This is a genomic window from Domibacillus sp. DTU_2020_1001157_1_SI_ALB_TIR_016 (assembly GCF_032341995.1).
GTDB classification, from domain to species: domain Bacteria; phylum Bacillota; class Bacilli; order Bacillales; family Domibacillaceae; genus Domibacillus; species Domibacillus indicus_A.
In genome coordinates this window covers 2820898-2841754 of record NZ_CP135439.1, presented here as the reverse complement: position 1 = coordinate 2841754, position 20857 = coordinate 2820898, and the positions used below count along the sequence as shown (strand labels likewise).

General features: G+C 44.8%; 19 protein-coding genes and 1 pseudogene. 8 read left to right on the top strand and 12 right to left on the bottom strand.

What is annotated here, in order from left to right:
- The first annotated feature begins 38 nt into the window (after positions 1 to 38).
- Entirely contained in the window at positions 39 to 1370 is a 1332-nt protein-coding gene (locus RRU94_RS22645) for a DUF2252 domain-containing protein (RefSeq protein ID WP_315693109.1), read from the top strand.
- 30 nt (positions 1371 to 1400) lie between these two features.
- On the opposite strand, the gene RRU94_RS22640 is transcribed toward RRU94_RS22645, so the two are convergent.
- The 4 genes from RRU94_RS22640 to argJ form a co-directional block, all read right to left on the bottom strand.
- Positions 1401 to 1715 carry a DMT family transporter gene (locus tag RRU94_RS22640; protein WP_315693108.1) on the bottom strand — a complete coding sequence of 105 codons (315 nt, stop codon included), beginning with the start codon at positions 1713 to 1715 and terminating at the stop codon, positions 1401 to 1403.
- Positions 1712 to 2047, bottom strand: a complete 336-nt coding sequence (locus tag RRU94_RS22635; RefSeq protein WP_315693107.1) for a DMT family transporter — start codon at positions 2045 to 2047, stop codon at positions 1712 to 1714. Before RRU94_RS22635 ends, RRU94_RS22640 begins: the two co-directional genes overlap by 4 nt.
- Positions 2044 to 2580 carry a TetR/AcrR family transcriptional regulator gene (locus RRU94_RS22630; protein ID WP_315693106.1) on the bottom strand — a complete coding sequence of 179 codons (537 nt, stop codon included), beginning with the start codon at positions 2578 to 2580 and terminating at the stop codon, positions 2044 to 2046. Before RRU94_RS22630 ends, RRU94_RS22635 begins: the two co-directional genes overlap by 4 nt.
- Before the next feature lie 90 nt (positions 2581 to 2670).
- The gene (gene argJ, locus RRU94_RS22625; protein WP_315693105.1) at positions 2671 to 3819 is read right to left on the bottom strand and encodes a bifunctional glutamate N-acetyltransferase/amino-acid acetyltransferase ArgJ; all 1149 of its coding nucleotides are present in this window, start codon (positions 3817 to 3819) and stop codon (positions 2671 to 2673) included.
- A 170-nt stretch (positions 3820 to 3989) separates the two neighbouring features.
- Between argJ and RRU94_RS22620 the strand changes: the two genes are divergently transcribed.
- Positions 3990 to 4448, top strand: coding sequence for an N-acetyltransferase (locus tag RRU94_RS22620; RefSeq protein WP_315693104.1), 459 nt, complete (start codon positions 3990 to 3992; stop codon positions 4446 to 4448).
- Between the two features lie 123 nt (positions 4449 to 4571).
- Positions 4572 to 6029: pseudogene (locus tag RRU94_RS22615) on the top strand (alpha-amylase); the annotation flags it as partial.
- Positions 6030 to 6367: 338 nt separating this feature from the next.
- On the opposite strand, the gene RRU94_RS22610 reads toward RRU94_RS22615, so the two are convergent.
- The 3 genes from RRU94_RS22610 to RRU94_RS22600 all read right to left on the bottom strand — a co-directional run bounded on the left by RRU94_RS22610 (position 6368) and on the right by RRU94_RS22600 (position 10010).
- Positions 6368 to 8020: a glutamine--tRNA ligase/YqeY domain fusion protein gene (locus RRU94_RS22610; RefSeq protein WP_315693103.1), complete on the bottom strand. Its 1653-nt coding sequence runs from the start codon at positions 8018 to 8020 to the stop codon at positions 6368 to 6370.
- Positions 8021 to 8097: 77 nt separating this feature from the next.
- The gene (gene putP / locus RRU94_RS22605; RefSeq protein ID WP_410493060.1) at positions 8098 to 9528 is read right to left on the bottom strand and encodes a sodium/proline symporter PutP; all 1431 of its coding nucleotides are present in this window, start codon (positions 9526 to 9528) and stop codon (positions 8098 to 8100) included.
- Positions 9529 to 9680: 152 nt separating this feature from the next.
- Positions 9681 to 10010, bottom strand: coding sequence for a DUF948 domain-containing protein (locus tag RRU94_RS22600; protein WP_315693101.1), 330 nt, complete (start codon positions 10008 to 10010; stop codon positions 9681 to 9683).
- 117 nt (positions 10011 to 10127) lie between these two features.
- Here RRU94_RS22600 and RRU94_RS22595 point away from each other — a divergent pair, with 117 nt between their 5' ends.
- Entirely contained in the window at positions 10128 to 11363 is a 1236-nt protein-coding gene (locus RRU94_RS22595; protein WP_315693100.1) for a DUF2254 domain-containing protein, read from the top strand.
- On the top strand, positions 11317 to 11943 hold the full coding sequence (locus RRU94_RS22590; protein ID WP_315693099.1) for a DNA-3-methyladenine glycosylase: 627 nt from the start codon (positions 11317 to 11319) through the stop codon (positions 11941 to 11943). Before RRU94_RS22595 ends, RRU94_RS22590 begins: the two co-directional genes overlap by 47 nt.
- A 27-nt stretch (positions 11944 to 11970) precedes the next feature.
- On the opposite strand, the gene RRU94_RS22585 is transcribed toward RRU94_RS22590, so the two are convergent.
- Positions 11971 to 12171, bottom strand: a complete 201-nt coding sequence (locus RRU94_RS22585) for a hypothetical protein (RefSeq protein ID WP_410492997.1) — start codon at positions 12169 to 12171, stop codon at positions 11971 to 11973.
- Between the two features lie 106 nt (positions 12172 to 12277).
- Here RRU94_RS22585 and RRU94_RS22580 point away from each other — a divergent pair, with 106 nt between their 5' ends.
- Positions 12278 to 13447: a DEAD/DEAH box helicase gene (locus RRU94_RS22580; protein ID WP_315693097.1), complete on the top strand. Its 1170-nt coding sequence runs from the start codon at positions 12278 to 12280 to the stop codon at positions 13445 to 13447.
- A gap of 70 nt (positions 13448 to 13517) precedes the next feature.
- Here RRU94_RS22580 and RRU94_RS22575 read toward each other — a convergent pair whose 3' ends face one another.
- Together RRU94_RS22575 and RRU94_RS22570 are read right to left on the bottom strand one after the other, a co-directional pair.
- Positions 13518 to 14177, bottom strand: a complete 660-nt coding sequence (locus RRU94_RS22575) for a Dph6-related ATP pyrophosphatase (RefSeq protein WP_315693095.1) — start codon at positions 14175 to 14177, stop codon at positions 13518 to 13520.
- Between the two features lie 5 nt (positions 14178 to 14182).
- Positions 14183 to 15739: an ABC-F family ATP-binding cassette domain-containing protein gene (locus RRU94_RS22570; RefSeq protein ID WP_315693094.1), complete on the bottom strand. Its 1557-nt coding sequence runs from the start codon at positions 15737 to 15739 to the stop codon at positions 14183 to 14185.
- A gap of 124 nt (positions 15740 to 15863) precedes the next feature.
- Between RRU94_RS22570 and RRU94_RS22565 the strand changes: the two genes are divergently transcribed.
- Complete coding sequence (locus RRU94_RS22565) at positions 15864 to 16898, top strand: STAS domain-containing protein (protein WP_315693093.1); 1035 nt, start codon at positions 15864 to 15866, stop codon at positions 16896 to 16898.
- A 136-nt stretch (positions 16899 to 17034) separates the two neighbouring features.
- Entirely contained in the window at positions 17035 to 18345 is a 1311-nt protein-coding gene (locus RRU94_RS22560; RefSeq protein ID WP_315693091.1) for a hemolysin family protein, read from the top strand.
- A 33-nt stretch (positions 18346 to 18378) separates the two neighbouring features.
- Here RRU94_RS22560 and RRU94_RS22555 read toward each other — a convergent pair whose 3' ends face one another.
- The gene (locus RRU94_RS22555; protein WP_315693090.1) at positions 18379 to 20067 is read right to left on the bottom strand and encodes a methyl-accepting chemotaxis protein; all 1689 of its coding nucleotides are present in this window, start codon (positions 20065 to 20067) and stop codon (positions 18379 to 18381) included.
- 137 nt (positions 20068 to 20204) lie between these two features.
- Positions 20205 to 20654, bottom strand: coding sequence for a C40 family peptidase (locus RRU94_RS22550; RefSeq protein ID WP_315693089.1), 450 nt, complete (start codon positions 20652 to 20654; stop codon positions 20205 to 20207).
- Positions 20655 to 20857: the final 203 nt, after the last annotated feature.

The window sequence follows — 20857 nt, the reverse complement described above, 5'->3', positions numbered from 1 at the left end:
TGTTGTGGTAAAATAAAAAAGACGAGGGAGGGGTAGGGATGATTGAAAATTGGATGGCCGAAGTGCAAAAAACGCGCCGGACACTTCGTTGCAATATGCTGGAAACGGTGCTGAATGAATTTGACTCACGGATCACCGGCCTGAGTCATGATAAACGAAAACAGAAATACCGGCAAATGGCGGAAAATCCGTTTCGTTTTTTCCGGGGCAATGCGTATTTATTTTACTATGACGTAACGAAAATTCCATTTTCTTTCCATACACCGGAAGATAAGCCGACGTGGATTCAAGGTGATATGCATCTGGAGAATTTTGGGGCATTTCAAAACAGTGAAGGGGACCTTGTTTATGACGTGAATGATTTTGATGAAGGTTATATGGGTTCCTATGTGTATGATTTGCTCCGCATGACGGTCAGCATTGCACTTTATTGTGAACAATATGGATTTACTGATTCTGAAGAAAGAATGCGTACGTTTCTTCAAGCTTATTACAAACAGTTGAAAAAGTTTGTAAAAGGCAAAGAGAGTCCGGTGACACTGTTTTTCACAGAGGAAAACACGAAAGGACCGATCCGGAAAGTACTCAAAAAGCTTGAAAAGCGTGACCTTGCCAGACTGCTTGACCGCTGGACCGTTAAAGAAGCGGGCAGGCGGATGTTTGCACTTTCTGAAGAACTCCAGCCTGTTACACAGAAAGAACAGCAAAAAATCGAGGCCGCCTGGTGCCAGTATGTAGAAAGCCTTGATGAAGAAGACAGAAAGAAAAGCGAATTTTATGAAATCAAGCATATTGTTCGTAAAAGCGGGTCCGGAACAGCTTCGATCGGTCTCGACCGCTTTTACATTTTAATAGAAGGAAAAGAAGAATGCGAACAAGAGCTTGATGATATTATTTTAGAAATGAAGGAAGTTCGCGCACCGGTTCCTGCTTACTTTATGCCGTACGATGAAGAATTTTGGCTGAGATATGGCCATCAAGGTGAACGGGTGGTGACGACCCAAAAAGCGATGCATCACCATGACGATCCGTTTCTAGGTTTTGTCACGATTGATAACCGCCACTTTTATGTGCGGGAGCGCTCGCCATACAAAAAACGAATCAAGCCGGAAGATATTGAGAACAACCAGGAATTTGATAAAGTACTTGAAGTATTCGGCGGCATCGCGGCAAAAATTCATGCCCGTGCAGACCGTGACATCGAACATTCATTGCTTGACTACCATAGTGAGGAAGAAATTTTAAAAGCCATTGGGGAGGAATATGACGCATTTGAAACACAGCTTATTTTTATGTCTATGGCATACAAAGAGCGTGTAAAAAGCGATTATGTCCTGTTTTGCGGCTGGCTCAATACGAAGTTTATCTAAAAATAAAAAACTGCCCGAGGGCAGTTTTTTTTATGAAACGAGCTTTAAGCCAATGACTGAACTAATAATCATGGCAATAAAAAGAATCCGTCGAGAATCCCGGGGCTCTTTATAAACAATCATGCCGACCAGCGCGCTGCCGACAGTTCCAATGCCTGTCCAGACGCTGTATGCCGTTCCCATTGGAAGAGAGCTCATCGCAATGGTAAGAAGAAGAAAGCTTAAGCCAAAGCCGCCGAACATAACGAGAAAAGAACGGACTGTTTTTCGCTCGCTGACCATCGTCATTCCGGCAACACCGACTACCTCCAACAAACCGGCTGAAATTAATAATACCCAGCTCATGAAGCAGTCACATCTCTTTCAACCGTAACGGTTTTTAATCCAATTATCCCAATGAGGAGCACGGCAATCAGGCCAATTTTAATCCAGCTGAAGGGCTCATTAAAAAGTGTCATCTCAAGCAGAACGGTACCGGCAGAACCAAGCCCGACAAAAGCGGCGTAAACCGTCGTGGCCGGCAGCTGAGTTGAGCAATACAGCAAAAGAAGGAAACTGATCACAATCGCTGCTGCGGTCAGCATCCATTCAAACAGCGAATTGGCATGCTTTAATCCTGCTGCCCATCCAACTTCAAAAAATCCCGCTACGAGAACGAGAAACCATTTTACATTCATCTTTTTTTCTGTCCTTTCATAAAAGCTTGTTCATACACACGCCAAGCTGTATCGAGCCGCTTTTGCGAGCGTTCCCGCGTTCCATAGCACAGCTCAACAAATAAGCTGTCTAAAATAATCGTATACATGACGGCTGCGTCTTCTGCATGAACAGAATCAGACGGCAGCACCGTTTTTACTTTTTCTTCAAGCGCGTGAAGATATTCATCATACTTTTCTAAAATGCGCTTCTTTAAAAAATCAGGCGGAAAAAAAGAGCTTGTCAGCAAAAATCGAAATAGCGCATCTTTCTCATAAAGAAAAAGGTAAGACTGAAGGAGCTTGTGTAAATCACCTGCTTCTTCAACCCGTTTTGTTTCCGCATCAAAGGCATCTTCCATAATACATTCAAACAAGTGATCCTTGCTTTTAAAATGAGCGTAAAGAGAAGGCTTTTTAATACCGACTTTTTCACTGATCTGTGCCAGTGATGTTCCGGCATACCCATACTCGGCAAAAAGAGCCGCAGCCGCTTTTTTAATAGTTTCTTTCATGATAGCTTCCTTCCTAACGGTCGTTAGTCAAAGAGTAACATAGGTTGATGAAAAAAGCAAAAAGCCCGCCCGAGAGGGGCGGGCAGAGCTTCATGTCGTGTATTCACCATTAATTTTCACATAATCATAGGAAAGGTCACAGCCCCATACGGTAGCAGTGCCCGTTCCAGTTCCAAGTGATATTTTAATGAGTACTTCATCTGTTTTTAAATATTCCTCCAGCTCGGCGCGTTTGTCTTCTGTCGGTGCACCGTCTTGGAACACATATACGTCGGCAAAAGAAACGGAAACAGAAGAAGTGTCAACGGCATCATTTGAGTTGCCAATCGTGGACATAATCCGGCCCCAGTTCGGGTCTTCGCCGAAGAGAGCGGTTTTTACAAGCGGCGAGTTAATAATGGATTTACCGATTTTCTTCGCCACGGTATCGCTGTCAGCTCCTGTAACCTGCACTTCCACAAGTTTCGTCGCTCCTTCTCCATCCCGGGCGATTTCTTTCGCCAGTTCAATGCAGAGATCCGTCAGTACTGCTTCAAACTCGGCCAGATTCACTTCGCCTGCCAGTCCGTTTGCCATGATCGCGACTGTATCGCTTGTGCTTGTATCGCCATCTACTGACACGCTGTTGAACGATACATTTACTGCTCGCTGAAGCATCGCTTTTAAATCGTCTGCTTCTATTTTTGCATCCGTTAAAATATAACTAAGCATTGTCGCCATATTCGGCTCAATCATGCCAGATCCTTTGGCCATTGCAGCAAGCGTAACCTCCCCAATTTTGCGGGTCCGAAATTTCGGATACGTATCAGTTGTCATGATTGCTTTCGCAGATTGCTCAAGGCCGTCTGGGCGAAGCTCGGCTTTTAAGCCAGGCACAGCCGACACAATTTTTTCAATTGGCAGCGGTACGCCAATTACACCGGTAGAAGAAGGAAGCACATCAGAAGGGTCAATTCCAAGCTCGGCCGCAACCGCTTCCGTCATCGTCCGGGCATCCTGAAGTCCTTTTTCGCCGGTCGCCACGTTGGCATTTTTGCTGTTAACGGCAATCGCCTGCAGGTAACCGTCTTTCACATGCTCTTTGCCAATCACAATCGGTGCACCGCAAAATTGGTTTTTCGTAAACATCGCCGCTGCCGCTGCCCGTGTATCTGAGTAAATAATGGTGAAATCAAGTGTGTCGTCTTTTATCCCTGCATTGAGTGAGCAGGATGAAAAGCCTTTTGGAAAATGAGTCAAAGAAAATCCCCCTATACGTTTATGTCGATGCTTTTATTATACACGGAAACAAGGGGGAACGCGAAGAGTATTTGAATAATTATTCAAATTAAATGAATATATAGTATTGACATCTTTGCGGAATCAAGTAAGATAAAAGGATAAAAGAGAAGCGGAAAGGGTGAGAAAACGTGATTAAAGTGCGCAAAGCCGTGCTGGGTGACGTGGAGCAAATATTTGAACTTGTGAATCATTATGCAAAAGAAGGGCTGATGCTGCCACGAACAAAAGACTCGCTCATTCTGAATTTGCAATCGATTTCTGTTGCGGAAGAAGAGGGAGAGATTCTTGGCCTTGCGAGCCTTGCGATACTTGGTCACGATCTCGCTGAGGTTCGTTCGCTTGCGGTGAAAGACAGCGCAAAAGGGCGGGGCATTGGAAAGATGCTCGTCCAGCGCATTGTAGAAGAAACTGAATTAATTGGAATTCCAAAGTTGATTTCCTTAACGTATCAAGTCGCTTTTTTTGAAAAATGCGGATTTGAAATTATTTCAAAAACAGAGATGCCGCAGAAAGTCTGGACGGATTGTGTGCACTGCCCGAAATTTCCGAGCTGCGATGAAATTGCGATGGCAATTCAAACAGCTTAACGACCATCGGCTGCCTTGTATAAGGCAGCCGATTTATTTTTGTCAATCTGATCATTTTCTCTGCAAATTGGGTATAAAGAGTTTATACAGTTTTTCAACAAGAGGAAGACAGGAGAGATGAAGATGGAGCGAAATCGTACAATGATGCAGTTTTTTGAGTGGCATTTGCCGGCCGACCAAAAGCATTGGAAGAGGCTTGCCGAGCGGGCAAAAGAATTAAAGGAAGCAGGCATCGGTGCCGTATGGGTTCCGCCGGTTACGAAAGGACAGTCGGCCGAGGACCAGGGATACGGCGTGTACGATTTATTTGATCTTGGCGAGTTTGATCAAAAAGGAACCATTCCAACAAAGTACGGCACAAAAGAGGAATTACAGCAAGCGATTAAAGCATGCCATGAAGCCGGTATTCATGTTTACGTTGATGTGGTGATGAACCACAAGGCGGGAGCGGATGAAACCGAAACGTTTGCAGTTGTGGAAGTGGACGAGCTTGATCGCAAAAAAGTAATTTCAAAAGCGCCGTTTGATATTGAAGGATGGACCAAATTTACATTCCCTGGACGAAAAGGAAAATACTCTGATTTTATTTGGACATTTGATCATTTTAATGGCACTGATTATGATGCCAAAGAGGGCCGGACGGGTATTTTCCGAATTGAAGGTGAATATAAAAAGTGGAATGAAAATGTAGATGACGAATTCGGCAATTATGATTATTTAATGTTCGCCAACATTGACTACCGACATCCAGCTGTGCGCGAAGAAATGATTAAGTGGGGAAAATGGCTGGCGGAAGAATTAAATTGTGACGGATACCGGCTTGACGCGATCAAGCATATTGATTACAAGTTTATTGATCAATTTACAAAAGAAGTAGAAGAGGAGCATGATGGGGATTTCTTTTTTGTCGGTGAATTCTGGGTGCCTGACCTCGAATCATGCGCTCATATGATTGAAGCAACAGGCGGCCGGATTCATTTGTTTGATGTGCCCTTAAAATACAATTTGTTTACGGCCTCCCAGGAAGGGGCGAAATATGATTTATCGAAAATTTTCGATGGCACGGTTGTACAAAATTATCCGCAAAACGCCGTAACGTTCGTTGATAATCACGATACGCAGCCGGGAGAATCGCTGGAGTCCTTTCTGGCAGACTGGTTCAAGCAAAGTGCGTATGCGCTGACACTGCTTCGGCATGATGGTTATCCGTGCGTTTTTTATGGTGATTATTATGGAATTAGTGGCGAACATCCAATAGAAGGGAAAAAAGAAGCAATTGACCCGCTTTTATACTGCCGCCTACATAAAGCATACGGCGATCAGAAAGATTACTTCGACCACCCGAATACAATCGGCTGGGTTCGGCGCGGCGTAAAAGAAATTGAGCGCTCCGGCTGTGCGGTTGTCATTAATAACAGCGAAGAAGGTGGAGAAAAGCATATGTTTGTCGGAGAAGAAAGAGCCGGCGAAAAGTGGGTAGACATGCTGAATTCCCGTAATGAGATTATCGAAATAGGTAAAGACGGATGTGCCACATTCCTGGTCAATCCGGGTTCTGTTGCCGTTTGGGCGCTTCCGGAAACAGATGTAGAAGAGCCGGATCATAAAGAGAACCGAAAAAACGAACTGTTACAGGACTTCATGGAGGAAGTAAAACAAGAAATCAAGCAGGAAATCAAACAGGAATTAAAAGAAGAAGTCGAACAGGAAATTAAGCAGGAAGTAAAAGCTGAAATTGAAGAAGAAGCGATAGAAGAAGCTAAAAAGGAAATCAAAGAAGAGCTGGCACGGGAAAAGCCATGGAACGAAGGGACAGCGAAAACAGAACAACCAGGCAAAGAAAGTAAAAAAACACCAAAGAAAAAGAGAAAAAAATAAAGGAAAACCCGCCGTCTTGAATGACGGCGGGTTTTTTACCATTACAATCTAAATGAGCTTTTCAAAGAGACAATCCGGTTAAAGACTGGCTTGCCAGGCTCAGAGTGCTTCGGATCTACATTAAAGTAACCGTGGCGGAAAAATTGCAGTTTTTCCTGTGCGTCTATCTCCTTCAAGTTTGGCTCAATAAATCCGTTTAATGTTTCAAGCGAATTTTTATTTACATAATCGAGGAACGTTTTGCCTTCTGTGTCCTCGCCTTCTTCGCTGTCCATAATGAGCGGCTCATACAAGCGGAACTCAGCAGGTACTGCGTGTGTTGCATCTACCCAGTGAATCGTTCCTTTTACTTTCCGTTCATTAAAGTCAGAACCGCTCTTTGTGCGTGGATCGTACGTGCAGTGAATCTCAACTACATTGCCGTTCTCATCTTTAATGAAGTCTTCGCATTTAACAAAATAAGCGTGTTTCAAGCGAACTTCATTGCCTGGGAAAAGGCGGAAATATTTTTTCGGCGGTTCTTCCATAAAGTCTTCCTGCTCGATATAAATCTCACGTGAAAACGGAATTTTCCGCATACCCATTTCTGGATTTTCCGGATTGATTTCCGCATCCAGCCATTCAACCTGGCCTTCAGGATAATTGGTAATGACAAGTTTTAATGGACGGAGTACACCCATTGTCCGAGGTGCTTTCAGCTTCAGGTCTTCACGGACAAAGTGGTCAAGCATAGCTGAATCCACCACACCAGAGTTTTTCGATACGCCTGTTTCTTTCACAAATTCGCGAATTGCTTCTGCTGTAAAACCACGGCGGCGCATGCCGGAAATGGTCGGAAGGCGCGGGTCATCCCAGCCGTCTACATGCTTTTCGTCTACAAGCTGTTTTAATTTCCGCTTACTCATCACCGTATTGGTAAGGCCTAGACGGCCAAATTCGATTTGCTGCGGCTGCATATCCATTTCGCATTCACGGACTACCCACTCATAAAGAGGACGGTGGTCTTCAAATTCTGTTGTACAAAGAGAGTGCGTCACGCCTTCAATCGCATCTTCAAGCGGATGCGCAAAATCATACATCGGATAAATGCACCATTTATCGCCTGTATTGTGATGAGACGCATGAGAAACACGGTATAAAACCGGATCACGCAAATTTAAATTAGGGGAAGCCATATCGATTTTTGCCCGAAGCACTTTTGTTCCATCTGCAAATTCGCCGTTTTTCATCCGCTCGAATAAATCAAGGTTTTCTTCTACAGTCCGAGCGCGGTACGGGCTTTCTTTCCCTGGCTCTGTAAGCGTACCGCGGTATTCACGGATTTCGTCAGCAGACAGGTCGTCCACGTAAGCGAGCTCTTTTTTAATTAGTCGTACAGCGCGTGCGTACATTTCACCAAAGTAATCGGATGCGTAGCGAAGTTCATCCCACTCATAGCCAAGCCAGGCAACGTCTTCCTTGATCGAATCCACGTATTCCTGATCTTCTTTTAATGGGTTTGTATCGTCAAAACGCAAATTCGTTTTGCCGCCAAAATCGTCAGCAAGCCCGAAGTTAATGACGATTGATTTCGCGTGGCCAATATGCAGGTAGCCGTTCGGCTCAGGCGGGAAACGGGTGATAACATGATCCCGTTTGCCTGATTCCAGATCCTGTTTGATGATCGTGCGAATAAAGTTAGATGATTGTTCCAAGTGAATCCAGCCTTTCTCTGTTAAGGTCATGTATGCCTATTATATTTCACTGACCGCACGAAAGAAAGGGCTGGACCTTATTCTTTCATTTTCGCGGTAAATTCGTTGAATCGTTCTTCCGTTTTACCCTCTGTTTTTGTCAGCAGACTAACGAGGATAATCGCTAAAAGAGAAAGAACGAATCCTGGAATTAATTCGTAAAGGAAGTCTGCCAGTGCAGGGACTTCCGCCCAGAGGATGACGGTTACGGCTCCAACGAGCATTCCGGCGAGTGCGCCCCATTTCGTCATTCGCTTCCAGTACAGACTGAGCAGAATCGCCGGCCCAAACGCAGCACCGAACCCGGCCCATGCATAGCTGACAAGCCCTAAGATCGTATCATTTTTCTCCCAGCCAAGCGCAAGCGCGATAACAGAAACGATCAGTACAGCGGCACGTCCAAGAAATACCAGCTCTTTATCAGACGCATCACGGCGTAAAAACGTTTTGTACAGATCTTCCACGAGCGAACTCGATGTGACAAGAAGCTGCGAAGAAATCGTACTCATAACGGCCGCTAAAATAGCGGATAGGACGAAGCCAGTAATAAAGGGGTGGAATAAAATTTCACCCAGTTTAATGAAAATCGTTTCCGGATCACCGATCGCAAGACCGTTCATCGAGTAATACGCGATGCCAAGGAAACCGGTAAACATTGCTCCAACGATAGAGAAAATCATCCAGCTCATGCCGATCCGGCGCGCTGTTTTCACATCTTTTCTGGACGTGATCGCCATGAAACGGACGATGATGTGCGGCTGCCCGAAGTAGCCTAGTCCCCATGCAATCAATGAAACAATGCCCAATACACTTTGTCCCTGGAAAATATCCAGCATTTTCGGATCAATGGATCGTACTTCTGATACAGCTGTACCAAGTCCGCCAATTTCGATAAGCGTCACAATCGGTACAAGAACAAGTGCCAAAACCATAATAATTCCCTGTACAAAATCAGTCCAGCTCACTGCAAGAAAGCCGCCGAACAATGTGTAAGCCACAACAATTCCTGTCACAAGCAGAAGTCCTGCATGATAATCAAGTCCAAACGTTGTATTAAACAATACGCCGCCGGATACCATACCAGAGGAGACGTAAAACGTAAAGAAAACTAAGATGACAATGCCCGATACGAGACGCAGCACTTTTTTACGGTCATCAAAGCGGTTTTCCAGATAACCGGGTATGGTGATGGAGTCATTTGCTACTTCCGTGTAAACGCGAAGCCGAGGTGCTACATAAAGCCAGTTTGCCCAAGCTCCAAAAGTTAATCCAAATACAATCCATGCTGAACTAACACCTGATACATAAATTGCACCCGGCAGTCCCATCAGGAGCCAGCTGCTCATGTCTGATGCACCGGCAGAAAGTGCCGTAACAGCAGGACCTAATCCACGGCCTCCAAGCATGTAGTCGGTTAAGTTAGACGTTTTTCGATATGCTAACCACCCGATCAGCAACATGCCGGCCATGTAAATACCAATTGAAAACAACAGCCAAAAACTCATTCAAACATCCTTTCTTGTTTTTTGCGTAACGGTAACCATTATAACGAACTAAATGAAAATGTAAAAAAAAAGAGGCTCTTCGGCACTTGTCCGAAAAGCCTCTCATTCCTATCACATTAAGCCTTAGCAGTTTTTTTATTTTTTATTGGGTCGGCCGCTGTTTTGGCAAAAAATTTGGCGTTTTGTGGAATTTGTTTTGCTTCATTTACGGTTAATGTAACCGCTTGTTTTGCATGATCAACATCCGCCATAATGTGTTCTTGATGAACTTTTAGTTCATCTGTTTCGCCTTTAATTTTATCCGTTTCTGTTTGAATACGCTGCTGTGCTGCTTTTAAATGATCAACTTTTGGTTTGATCGATTTAAATGCTTTAACCGCTGAAACCGCAAAATAAATAAGCGCGGCCACAAAAATAGCGAGACTAATCCAGCCAATCCATTCCATAAACATAACCTCCTGAAATTCAATGCTTATCTTTACTGTACCCGGAACGAACAGAAAAGTAACAGAAAATGTTTTGGAAAACAGTCAAAACGGAAAAAAGAAGAGAGAGGTGGTTTGATGATAAAGGAACGGACGAGATTAAATTTATCACGCCATATTTGGATTGTACCGGGAATTTACAGCATCGGCGCTCTCCTTTTGGCAAGTTTAGTAGTTTGGATGGATATTTCGCATTACGCAGAGCTCAAAAGGTGGGTGCCGGACCGGCTTTTAACCAGCACTTCTTTGTCTGAGACCATTCTCGGCTCTATTGCAGGCTCTCTTTTAACGATGACCTCGATTACTTTTTCTACACTAATGGTTGTATTAACCACTTATTCAGGACAATTTTCACCGCGTATTTTACAAAACTTTATTCATGATAAAGTCACGCTTCGGGTTCTCGGTGTATTTATGGGCGGGTTTGTTTACTCCATGTTTTCCCTGCTGTTTATCCGCGAAGTAAATGCAGATGACCCGGTTATTTCTGCTGCAGTGGGAGTATGCATTGCGCTTATCTGTCTCGGTTTTTTTGCTCATTTCTTGCAGCATGTGGCCGATTCTATTCAAGTAACCAAATTAATTGACCGGCTGGCAGATGATGCAGTGGAAACCATTGAAAAAGTGGAGGCTGCAGGCAGCCGGGTGGATGAGCATCCGCCTGTGCCAGAAGGAGAACCGGAAATGCTGATCTCCGGTAAAAAAGGCTACATTCAATTATATGAATGGGAAAAGCTTTTAGAGACGGCGAAAAAACACGATTGTGTAATCGAATTGCTGGAACCAATCGGGACTTTTGTAACAAAAAAAACGCCTCTCGTTAAGATGTACCGCTCTCGTTCGTTTCATCGGGATGTGCGCGATTACGTAAAAGTCGGTGAGGAACGGACGCCGGTACAGGATGTGGAGTTTGCCGTTCAAAAGCTCGCTGAAATTACGCTGCGGGCCCTGGCTCCGGGAGCGAACGATCCGAATACAGCAATTGACGGAATCCGCCATATTGGGATGGCACTTGATGAAGCAAGCCGCCTTGATGGAAAATACACTGTTTTTGAAGACAGAGTAATCATCCCTCGACGTCCGTTTGAAAAGATTTTATATGAAACGTTTTATGAAATTTGTTATTCGGGGCGGGATCGCGTGTCTGTCCTTTTGGCTGTATTTGATGCATTAGACATGATTTCGGATAACAATACCCCGGCCATTCAAAAAAAGGTGCGCGATTTCGGCAGCTATGTCTGGTCAAAAGTAGAGGAGGATATTTTAAATGAAGCAGACCGGCAAAACATTACAGAGCGCTTCAAACAGCTATAGCTATAAGCCGGTTAGTGACGCGTTTTTTCATGGACCGACGCTGTCTCTGGCCCGCAATTTACTCGGCTGCCTTCTTGTGAAGGAAACAGAAGAAGGCATAGCTTCAGGATTTATTGTGGAAACAGAGGCATACCGGGGCCCATTAGACCGTGCAGCGCACAGCTATAATAATAGAAGAACAAAGCGTACAGAAGTGATGTTCGCGGAGCCTGGGCGCGTGTATACCTATTTGATGCACACACACTGTCTCGTGAATGTGGTGAGCGGGGAAGAAGGACTGCCGGAAGCTGTATTGATCCGGGCAGTGGAACCGTACGATGGGATCGATTTAATGATGGAACGGCGGGGAGAAATGCCGATGAAAAATTTAACGAGCGGTCCCGGCAAGCTGACAAAAGCACTTGGCATTCATATGATCGATTATGGACGTCGGTTTGATGAGCCGCCCCTGTTTATTGCCCACGGCTTCACACCGGAAAAAATCGCCGTCGGCCCCAGAATCGGCATTCCAAACAGCGGAGAAGCAAAGGATTATCCATGGCGCTTTTGGGTGGAAGGCAATCCGTACGTTTCCAGATAAAAAGCAGCGGCGAGACGGCCGCTGCTTTTAATCCGGATATTTTTCTTCGCTTGAGGAAGAGTTTTTTGTTTTATGCTTGTCCTTTTCTTCCCGCTGTTCCATTTTCAAATCTTCAAGTGGAATCGCATCTACGTTTTGTTCTTCTTCAAATTTATCATACAGGCTTTCGTTTTCGGTGTCGATTTGCTCTGGGTTGTCCATTTTGCCTTGATCAAGCTTTTTATTCATTCGATTCATCTCCTAAGAAATCGTTTTCTGTACTGTAACCTTATTTTGTCATTGTTAAACATGAGAAAAAAATGGATAATAAACAAAAAACAATGAAGGAGCTTTTATGTCAACACAACCCGATTTTTTATCATCACTGCAGCCATTTTTACAAGAATCATGGGAGAAGGCCGGTTTTAAGCAGGCTATGCCCGTTCAGGAAGAAGCCATTCCACTTTTATTGGATGGCCGTGATGTGATTGCTGAATCACCGACCGGAACGGGAAAAACGCTGGCTTACGTTTTACCGATGCTGGAGAAAATCGACCCGAAGCGCAATCAAGTTCAAGCGATCGTCATGGCGTCATCGCGTGAGCTGATTATGCAAATACAAGAAGAAATCCGCACATTCGGCGGCGGTGTGATTACATCTGCCGGCATGATTGGCGGCGCAAACATTAAACGGCAGACGGACCGGCTGAAAAAACCGCCTCATATCGTCTGCGGAACACCTGGACGGCTTTTAGAACTCATTGAAATGAAAAAATTAAAAATGCATGAAGTGAAATTTATCGTGCTGGATGAAGGGGATGAGCTATTTACAACTGCCCTTTTTGAGCCGGTTCAAGCGATTATCAAAGCTACACAAAAGGACCGCCAGCTTGCTTTGTTTTCGGCTACGATGCCCGCTGCAGCTGAAGAGAAAGCAAAAGAGCTGATGAAGGATCCGGAAACTGTCCACATCAAAAAAGGAAGCCTGCCTGAGGAAGGAACAGTGCGCCACCTTTATTTTACCTGCGCGTGGAAAGAAAAGCAGCAAATGATCGAAAAGGTCATGCGTGTATTCGAGCCCGAGCGGATGCTCGCTTTCATCAAAGACATTACGGATGTAAATGTGATGTCAGAGAAGCTGGCGTACAAAGGACTTAAAAATGCGGTGCTGCATAGTGAGCTTCGCAAAGAAGAGCGGGTAAAAGCCATTCGGGATTTCCGAAACGGCAAAGCACCGCTTCTGTTTGCAACAGATGTAGCCGCACGCGGACTCGATGTGAAAGGGCTGACCCATGTGCTGCACTTTGAGGCACCCCACAATGTGCGTGAGTACACACACCGTTCAGGCCGTACAGGACGTGCTGGTGAAGACGGTACAGTCATCACGTTGATTACAAGTGAATTTCAAGAAAAAGAGCTGAAAAAAATGGCGCGTCAAATGGGCGTAGAGCTCGAAAAATATGAATTTTTCAAAGGGAAAGCATTACCGGTAAAAAGCAAGCCGGTCCGGAGCGAAAAAAAATAATTGAAGCCGGGAAACAAATCCGGATAAAGTACGGAAAAGAAAAAGGAGACAGCTGCGGCTGTCTCCTTTTTTATAAAAATAGCTCCAGGCGGAATGAAGCATCTGACTCCAAAACGTCTCCAGTGCGGAACGAAATAGGATGTTGAAAGAGCGGTCCATCGTAAACAAACGTATGGAATTCACCTTTTTCACCCATCGGGCAGCAGTCCGTCTGCGCGATATCCGCCGTAAAAGAGGCATCGAGTGTCCGGCCGAGAAATTTCGGGCTGATCACGCCTTTACGAGTACGAATAATGAATGCTTTATATTGTGTATCAATAAATTCTTCTAGCATGCGGGAAGCTTGATCCGGCTCGGCACGAAGAGGGAAAAGAGCGGAAAGCCCTGCAGCGGCCGCTGTATTTTCTCCCCATTCAAAGTGAGCATCTGTATAAATGTCCCCGTATGCAACCCCATCCAGCTGAAACGACTCTTTCAGCTCGTGCAGGTCACGGATAAAGTCCTCCGTGTAGTGGTCATAGCGGCATCGAATAAAGTGAACCGGAACGCCAAGCGCTTTGCTCTGCGCTTCAATCAGTTCCATTTTCTCATCGTGCCCGAATGTGCGTCCCGTTTCAATCGGCGCTGTAGTGATGAGGCAGGCAATATCGACTGGCTGTTTTTTCAATATATGAAAAACCATCATGCAGTCTTTGCCGCCGCTCCACGACAGGGCAATTCGCTTTGGCATTCCCATTAAAACACCTTTGTCGTCCAGGATTCACCGTTCCAAATATCAGTGACAACATCCTGATAAAACTCAGGTTCGTGGGAAATAAGCAGAACGCTGCCTTTATAGTCTTTTAAAGCCCGTTTTAATTCATCTTTTGCATCTACATCCAAATGGTTGGTTGGCTCATCCAGCACCAAAATATTCGATTCCTGGTTAATTAGCTTGCACAGGCGGACTTTTGCTTTCTCCCCACCACTCAAAACGGACACTTTGCTTTCAATATGCTTGGTTGTTAAACCGCATTTGGCCAGTGCCGCCCGAATTTCGTACTGGGTAAATGAAGGGAATTCCGTCCAAAGCTCTTCAATACACGTATTACCCTTATCAGTTTTCATTTCCTGCTGGAAGTAGCCAATCAGCAGATTTTCACCGCGTTCAACCTTGCCCGAAACCGGCTTGATTTCACCAAGCAGGCTTTTTAACAGAGTGGTTTTACCGATACCGTTCGCACCGGTCAGGGCGATTTTTTGTCCGCGTTCCATGCGCAGATTCAGCGGGCGCGAAAGAGGCTCACCGTATCCAATCACCAGGTCGCGCGCTTCAAAAATCAGCTTGCTCGGTGTCCGGCCTTCTTTAAAGCGGAACTCCGGCTTTGGACGCTCTGCGGCAAGCTCAATGACATCCATTTTATCAAGCTTTTTCTGGCGTGACATCGCCATGTTCCGTGTGGAAACGCGCGCTTTATTACGGGCTACAAAGTCTTTCAAATCGGAAATTTCCTGCTGCTGCTTTTTATAAGCCGCTTCAAGCTGCTGTTTTTTCATTTCATACACTTTTATAAAGTCTTCGTATGTGCCGGCGTAGCGGTTTAGCTCTTGGTTTTCCATATGGTAAATCAAGTTGACCACACTGTTTAAAAATGGAATATCATGTGAAATAAGGACAAACGCATTTTCATATTCCTGCAGGTAACGCTTCAGCCATTCAATATGCTGTTCATCCAGGTAGTTGGTCGGCTCATCCAGCAGCAAAATTTCTGGCTTTTCAAGCAGTAATTTGGCCAGCAATACTTTTGTCCGCTGTCCGCCGCTCAAGTCATGTACATCACGATCAAGGCCGATATCATCAAGTCCGAGCCCGCGTGCTGTTTCTTCAATTTTGGCATCAATCACGTAAAAGTCATTGTTCGTCAGCAAGTCCTGCATCGTACCTGTTTCTTCAAGAAGCTTCTCCAGCTCTTCCGGCGTAACATCTGCCATTTGCCCAAACAATTCGTTCATTTTTGTTTCAATATCAAATAAATATTGAAACGCTGTACGGAGTACATCGCGAATGGTCATGCCCTGCTTTAATACCGCGTGCTGGTCAAGATAGCCGACACGGACATTTTTAGACCATTCTACTTTTCCTTCATCCGGCTGCAGCGTTCCAGTAATAATATTCATAAAAGTCGATTTTCCTTCGCCGTTTGCCCCAACAAGACCAATATGCTCGCCCTTTAGGAGACGAAATGACACATCATTAAAAATAGCACGGTCGCCGAAGCCATGGCTTAAGCGGCTGACTGATAAAATACTCATCTATATAAACTCCTTGTTCTTTTTTGAACATTATATCATTTTCCGAAAAAAACGGGAGAAAACTGTTAAACGGCGGGTACTCATTGTAAAATGACTGTATGAGAAACCACGGGAGGGATCATGGATGCAGGAAAAGCAGCAATTCGAAATCAATGGAACGAGCCTTCAATGGGACCGAGCAGAAGGGCTGTTTCAGTTTGAAGGAGCGGATGTAGTCCTTTTTTGGACAAAAACAGCGCTGAAAACGTTCATTGATACGATTGAGGAAGTAACAGGTGCAGAATCCGCCCGGGTTGTGATGGAAACCGCAGGATACCGGACAGGAAAAATCGTCAGCCGTTTTTATAAAGAAAAATGGAGCGTGGAAAAAACGCTGGAGCTCCTGCCCAATATGTACGCATCGGCCGGCTGGGGAGCGACAGAATTCAAGCGGCTGTGCTTAGCAGAGCGCCGAGCGGTTTTGTCTATTCGCAATGACTGGGAAAGCAAGGTCGTGCAGGCGCAGGGGAAAGAAGGTGCGGGCACATTTCTTGGAGGACATTGGGCTGGCGTACTGAGCGGATTGATCGGGGAAACAATTTGGTACAAAGTAACGGAGTATGAGGCGGACGAGGAAAAGTCATATAAAGAAATTGAATTGTTTCCATCTTCAAAAACATCGTCGGAAAACGTGCGCGAGCATATTCAAACACGGGAGCAGGAGACAATCACCCAGCTTGAAGCGATGGTTGAAAACCGGACGATTGAGCTGCGCAAGCTGATCCGTGAGCTGTCATCGCCAATTATTCCGGTTCTTGACGGCATTTTGGTTACGCCGGTGATGGGGCGGTTTGATCAAGAGCGGTCAGATGATTTTACGGAAAAAGCGCTTCAGGCCATCGTGGAGCACAAAGCGAATATGCTGATTCTGGACGTTACCGGCATTAAAGCAATGAACAATTTGATTTTAAGCACACTTGAAAAAGTGACACAATCCGTTCAGTTGATCGGCGCAGTGCCGATTGTCGCCGGCATTTCACCGGAACTGGGGATGGAGATGACTTCAAAAGGCATTTATTTGAACGATTTAAAGTGCTTTGCTACGCTAAAACATGCGATTCATTATGCGATTGCGCTGGAAGGCATGCAAATTGTGAAAAAAGAAGACGAATCATTATAAGAAATCCTTTGCCATTTGGTATGATAGGAGAAAACATGGGTACAGAAAAACTTACTTTTTTACCCCAGGAGGTGAGAGGAAAAAGCAGTCAGACTGCTTTTTCCGAGTATTGATAGATATAGGTATTGCTGTTAAATTGGTATCATTTGCGTTACTTATTGTATTAACCGGATTTTTTGTAGCAACTGAATTTGCTATTATCCGTGTGCGCCAGTCACGCATCAATCAGCTTGTTGAAGAAGGAAACAAGCGGGCGATGGCAGCGAAAAAAGTAACGTCAAACCTCGATGAATATTTATCCGCCTGCCAGCTTGGCATCACCATTACTGCTCTTGGACTTGGGTGGCTTGGTGAACCAACGGTAGAAGCTATATTACATCCGGTATTTGAACATTTCGAGGTTGCTCCATCCGCTGCAAGCATCTTGTCTTTTATTATTGCGTTTGCGGTGGTTACATTTCTGCACGTTGTTGTCGGAGAGCTTGCGCCAAAGACCGTTGCGATTCAAAAAGCGGAATGGGTAACATTAAAGTTTTCACCGCTCATTATTATTTTCGATAAAATCATGTATCCGTTTATTAAAGCATTGAATGGTTCTGCGCGCGGACTTGTCGGTATTTTCGGACTAAAGCCTGCGTCCGAGCATGAAATGGCCCATTCAGAAGAAGAGCTGCGGATCATTTTATCAGAAAGCTTTAAAAGCGGAGAGATTAATCAATCAGAGTACAAGTATGTGGACCGTATTTTTGAGTTTGACGAGCGTGTCGCAAAAGAAATTATGGTGCCGCGCACCGATATGGTTACACTGTCGAAGGATTTAAAGTGGGATGAAATTACCTCCATCATTGAGCTGGAAAAGTATACGAGGTATCCGGTGGATGATGGTGATAAAGATAATATTCTCGGCATGGTAAATATGAAGGAGCTGCTTTCGTATTATTTAAACCGGAACAGCGATCGGAGCCGGCCGCTCGAAGAATTCGTGAAGCCGGTCATTCGTGTGATTGAGACCATTCCGATTCATGACCTGCTTTTAAAAATGCAAAAAGAGCGTATTCATATGGCTGTGCTTATGGATGAATATGGCGGTACATCAGGGCTTGTAACAGTTGAAGACATTTTGGAAGAAATCGTTGGAGAAATCCGGGATGAATTTGATACCGATGAAAAACCGGACGTGCAAAAGCTTGGTGAAAAGCATTATTTATTAAATGCGCGCCTGCTGATTTCAGAAGTAAATGACCTGTTAGGCACAGAGCTTTCTGATGAGGAAGTAGATACGCTCGGCGGCTGGGCGCTCACTGAAAATATCGATGTTAAGCTTGGTGATTCGATTGAGCAGGATGGCTATGAATTCATTATCCGCGATGCGGAAGGCCACCATATTCATGCGATTGAAGTGAAAAAGTCCAGGCCGATAGAAGCCGAATCAGCATCAGCTGAATAAAAAGAGTCTGCGAAATTTTCGCAGACTCTTTTTTTAAAGGCGGAATTGAGCGACAATGCCCTTTAATTTTCCAGCCACTAAGCTTGTTTGAACAGACCGGTCCGCCACGGATTCAATAGCAGAGGAGGTTTGCTGTGCGGCGGCTGATATATCTACTGTCCGATCTTCAATCTCGCGGATGGCAGCGGCCAGCTGGCTGATTAGTTCGACAACCCGTGCAGAATTGACTGCTTCTTCATGAGTCAGCCGGGATACTCCGTCGATTTCATGCATGGTTTGTGAAACTGCCTCGTGTATGTCGGTTAGTGCCTGGGCAGTAAATTGAACGGTTTTATTTCCGGCTTCAACTAAGCTCGTATTTTCATTCATCGCTTGAACGACATGCTCGGTATGGCCGATAATATCACGGACCAGTTTTTCAACCTGGAGCACTTCGTCATTTGATTGCTCGGCCAGCTTACGGACTTCTTCGGCGACAACAGCAAATCCTTTTCCATGTTCTCCGGCGCGTGCCGCTTCAATGGAAGCATTCAAGGCGAGCAGGTTGGTTTGAGCTGCAATACTGGCAATGGTCCCGGCGATTTGGTTGATTTTTGCTGTAGATTCACTTAACTGTTGAATGGTTCTGCTTGTATCGGAAGAAGCGCGTTGAATTTTTTCCATATCGCGGCTGATATCCTCCACTCTGGCACGGCCTTCCTCGGCTGTTTCCATCGTTTTCTCAGAATGATGAACACTAACATCTGCTTTTTGTTTTCCTGTTTGAATGAGGGAAGCTAATTCCTGCAAAAGATCATTCGATTGTTCAGCGCTGACAGTGCCGTCTGACACGGAAGAAGCAACCTCTCCCATGCTGGCAGACACTTGCTGCACAGATGTTTTCATTTCTGTTAAAGACTCGGCTGTATGAGTTGAATTTTGCGCTAACTGCTCGGCTGTTTCTTTTAACGTCCCCATAACATTTCTGAAATTGGCGGCCATTCCATTTAGCGTACGGGCTAAATCACCAATTTCATCCTGCGTCTTATCATACTTGTTTACAACAGAAAGGTTGCCATCAGCTATTTCTTTTGCCTGGTCAATCAAAGCGGAGATTGGTTTTGTTTTGCGGCGGATTAACCATACGGTAACAATAGAAGCGAGAGCCATCGGAATCAAGCTGATTAAAATACCGTTTTTCACAACATCCCACGTCCGCTCGGATACAATGTTTCCGTTAAAATCGATGACGCTGACAGCCGCAATTTCCCCATCCACATAAATAGGTGCATAGCCTGACAAGCGGCTCATGCCTCCATACTCATACACTTTAGAGTAGGTAGGGTGGCCTGTTTGGGTCAGTGTGGATATCGCTTCCTCATCAATATAAAAAGAGTCTCCAACGCTAAAGCCTTTGTCCTTTAAATGATCGTCCAGCGCCAAAATGGTTCCGGTTTGATCAATAATATATTGTGTTTCAAAGATAGCTTTATGGCCAGTCGTCCAGTTTAACTGAGTGCTGAGAGCTTGAGCTGCTGCCTCGTCTCCTTTTAGGACGGCACGCATGGTGTCTTCTGTAATCAAGCCGGTTGTAATATTGGCACAGCCATATGCTTCAATTCCGGCAGCTTCATATAATTTGTCGTAAGCGGTTTTATAAGTAGCAACAGAAGTGATAATGAGCATTGCGATAATAATGCCGATAATGATAACGCCAAGCTGCCATGTAATCGTTCTTTTCATAACCGTGAGCCTCCTGATGGCATAACTGTTTTCTTATTTATACCATAAGTATCATGAAAAAAGTCTGTGTTTTTGTGACATTTTCATTACGAAAAAACGCCCGCCGCTGATAGGATCAACGACGGGCGTTTGAGTTATTAATCTAGTGTTTTAGAACCGATATACCGCTTGCTCCAATAAGAGTTAGACGTTTGATCAATCGTAACCCCTTTTGAGGAAGAAGCATGAATAAATTGATTATTGCCAAGGTAAATGCCTACGTGGGAAGCGCCTTTTTTGTACGTTGTAAAAAACATAAGGTCGCCGGGCTCCATGTTGGCTTTAGAAACAGCCTGTCCTTTTTTGTACATGTCGGCTGCTGTACGCGGCAGTGAATAGCCAGTTTGTTTATGTACGTATTGGATAAATCCCGAGCAGTCAAAGCCTGCCGGTGTTGTACCGCCAAATTGATAAGGTGTGCCAATATGCTCCTTTGCTTCAGCGATTGCCGCCTTGGCGTTGTAAGCTGCATTCGTTTGCTGAGCGGGCAAAAGGCCGCCGAACATGATGAAACAAATGCTAAGGAAGATCCATAATCCTTTTTTCACGCTAGTCCCTCCGGTCTGATGGCCGCTGCTAAACGGTTACATTGTAAGTTGATGTAAATATATCAGAAAATTTCGGGTATTGAGTTACAGATTTATGTATTTCATATTACAATTTCATGACAAAAACAGCCCGAAAGAAACTGAGCTTTTAGAATCTAGATAATAAAATCGTTTTCCGGGACATTCTTTCGTTTTTAAAGCGT

Bases quoted from the DNA above. Each gene is read 5' to 3' on its own strand.
- RRU94_RS22580 (WP_315693097.1), top strand. From the start codon at position 12,278: ATGTCAACACAACCCGATTTTTTATCATCACTGCAGCCATTTTTACAA.
- putP (WP_410493060.1), bottom strand. From the start codon at position 9,528: ATGGCCGGCATGTTGCTGATCGGGTGGTTAGCATATCGAAAAACGTCT.
- RRU94_RS22600 (WP_315693101.1), bottom strand. From the start codon at position 10,010: ATGGAATGGATTGGCTGGATTAGTCTCGCTATTTTTGTGGCCGCGCTT.
- RRU94_RS22630 (WP_315693106.1), bottom strand. From the start codon at position 2,580: ATGAAAGAAACTATTAAAAAAGCGGCTGCGGCTCTTTTTGCCGAGTAT.
- RRU94_RS22595 (WP_315693100.1), top strand. From the start codon at position 10,128: ATGATAAAGGAACGGACGAGATTAAATTTATCACGCCATATTTGGATT.
- RRU94_RS22555 (WP_315693090.1), bottom strand. From the start codon at position 20,067: ATGAAAAGAACGATTACATGGCAGCTTGGCGTTATCATTATCGGCATT.
- RRU94_RS22565 (WP_315693093.1), top strand. From the start codon at position 15,864: ATGCAGGAAAAGCAGCAATTCGAAATCAATGGAACGAGCCTTCAATGG.
- RRU94_RS22590 (WP_315693099.1), top strand. From the start codon at position 11,317: ATGAAGCAGACCGGCAAAACATTACAGAGCGCTTCAAACAGCTATAGC.
- RRU94_RS22585 (WP_410492997.1), bottom strand. From the start codon at position 12,171: ATGAATAAAAAGCTTGATCAAGGCAAAATGGACAACCCAGAGCAAATC.
- RRU94_RS22640 (WP_315693108.1), bottom strand. From the start codon at position 1,715: ATGAGCTGGGTATTATTAATTTCAGCCGGTTTGTTGGAGGTAGTCGGT.
- RRU94_RS22570 (WP_315693094.1), bottom strand. From the start codon at position 15,739: ATGAGTATTTTATCAGTCAGCCGCTTAAGCCATGGCTTCGGCGACCGT.
- RRU94_RS22635 (WP_315693107.1), bottom strand. From the start codon at position 2,047: ATGAATGTAAAATGGTTTCTCGTTCTCGTAGCGGGATTTTTTGAAGTT.
- RRU94_RS22575 (WP_315693095.1), bottom strand. From the start codon at position 14,177: ATGCCAAAGCGAATTGCCCTGTCGTGGAGCGGCGGCAAAGACTGCATG.
- RRU94_RS22645 (WP_315693109.1), top strand. From the start codon at position 39: ATGATTGAAAATTGGATGGCCGAAGTGCAAAAAACGCGCCGGACACTT.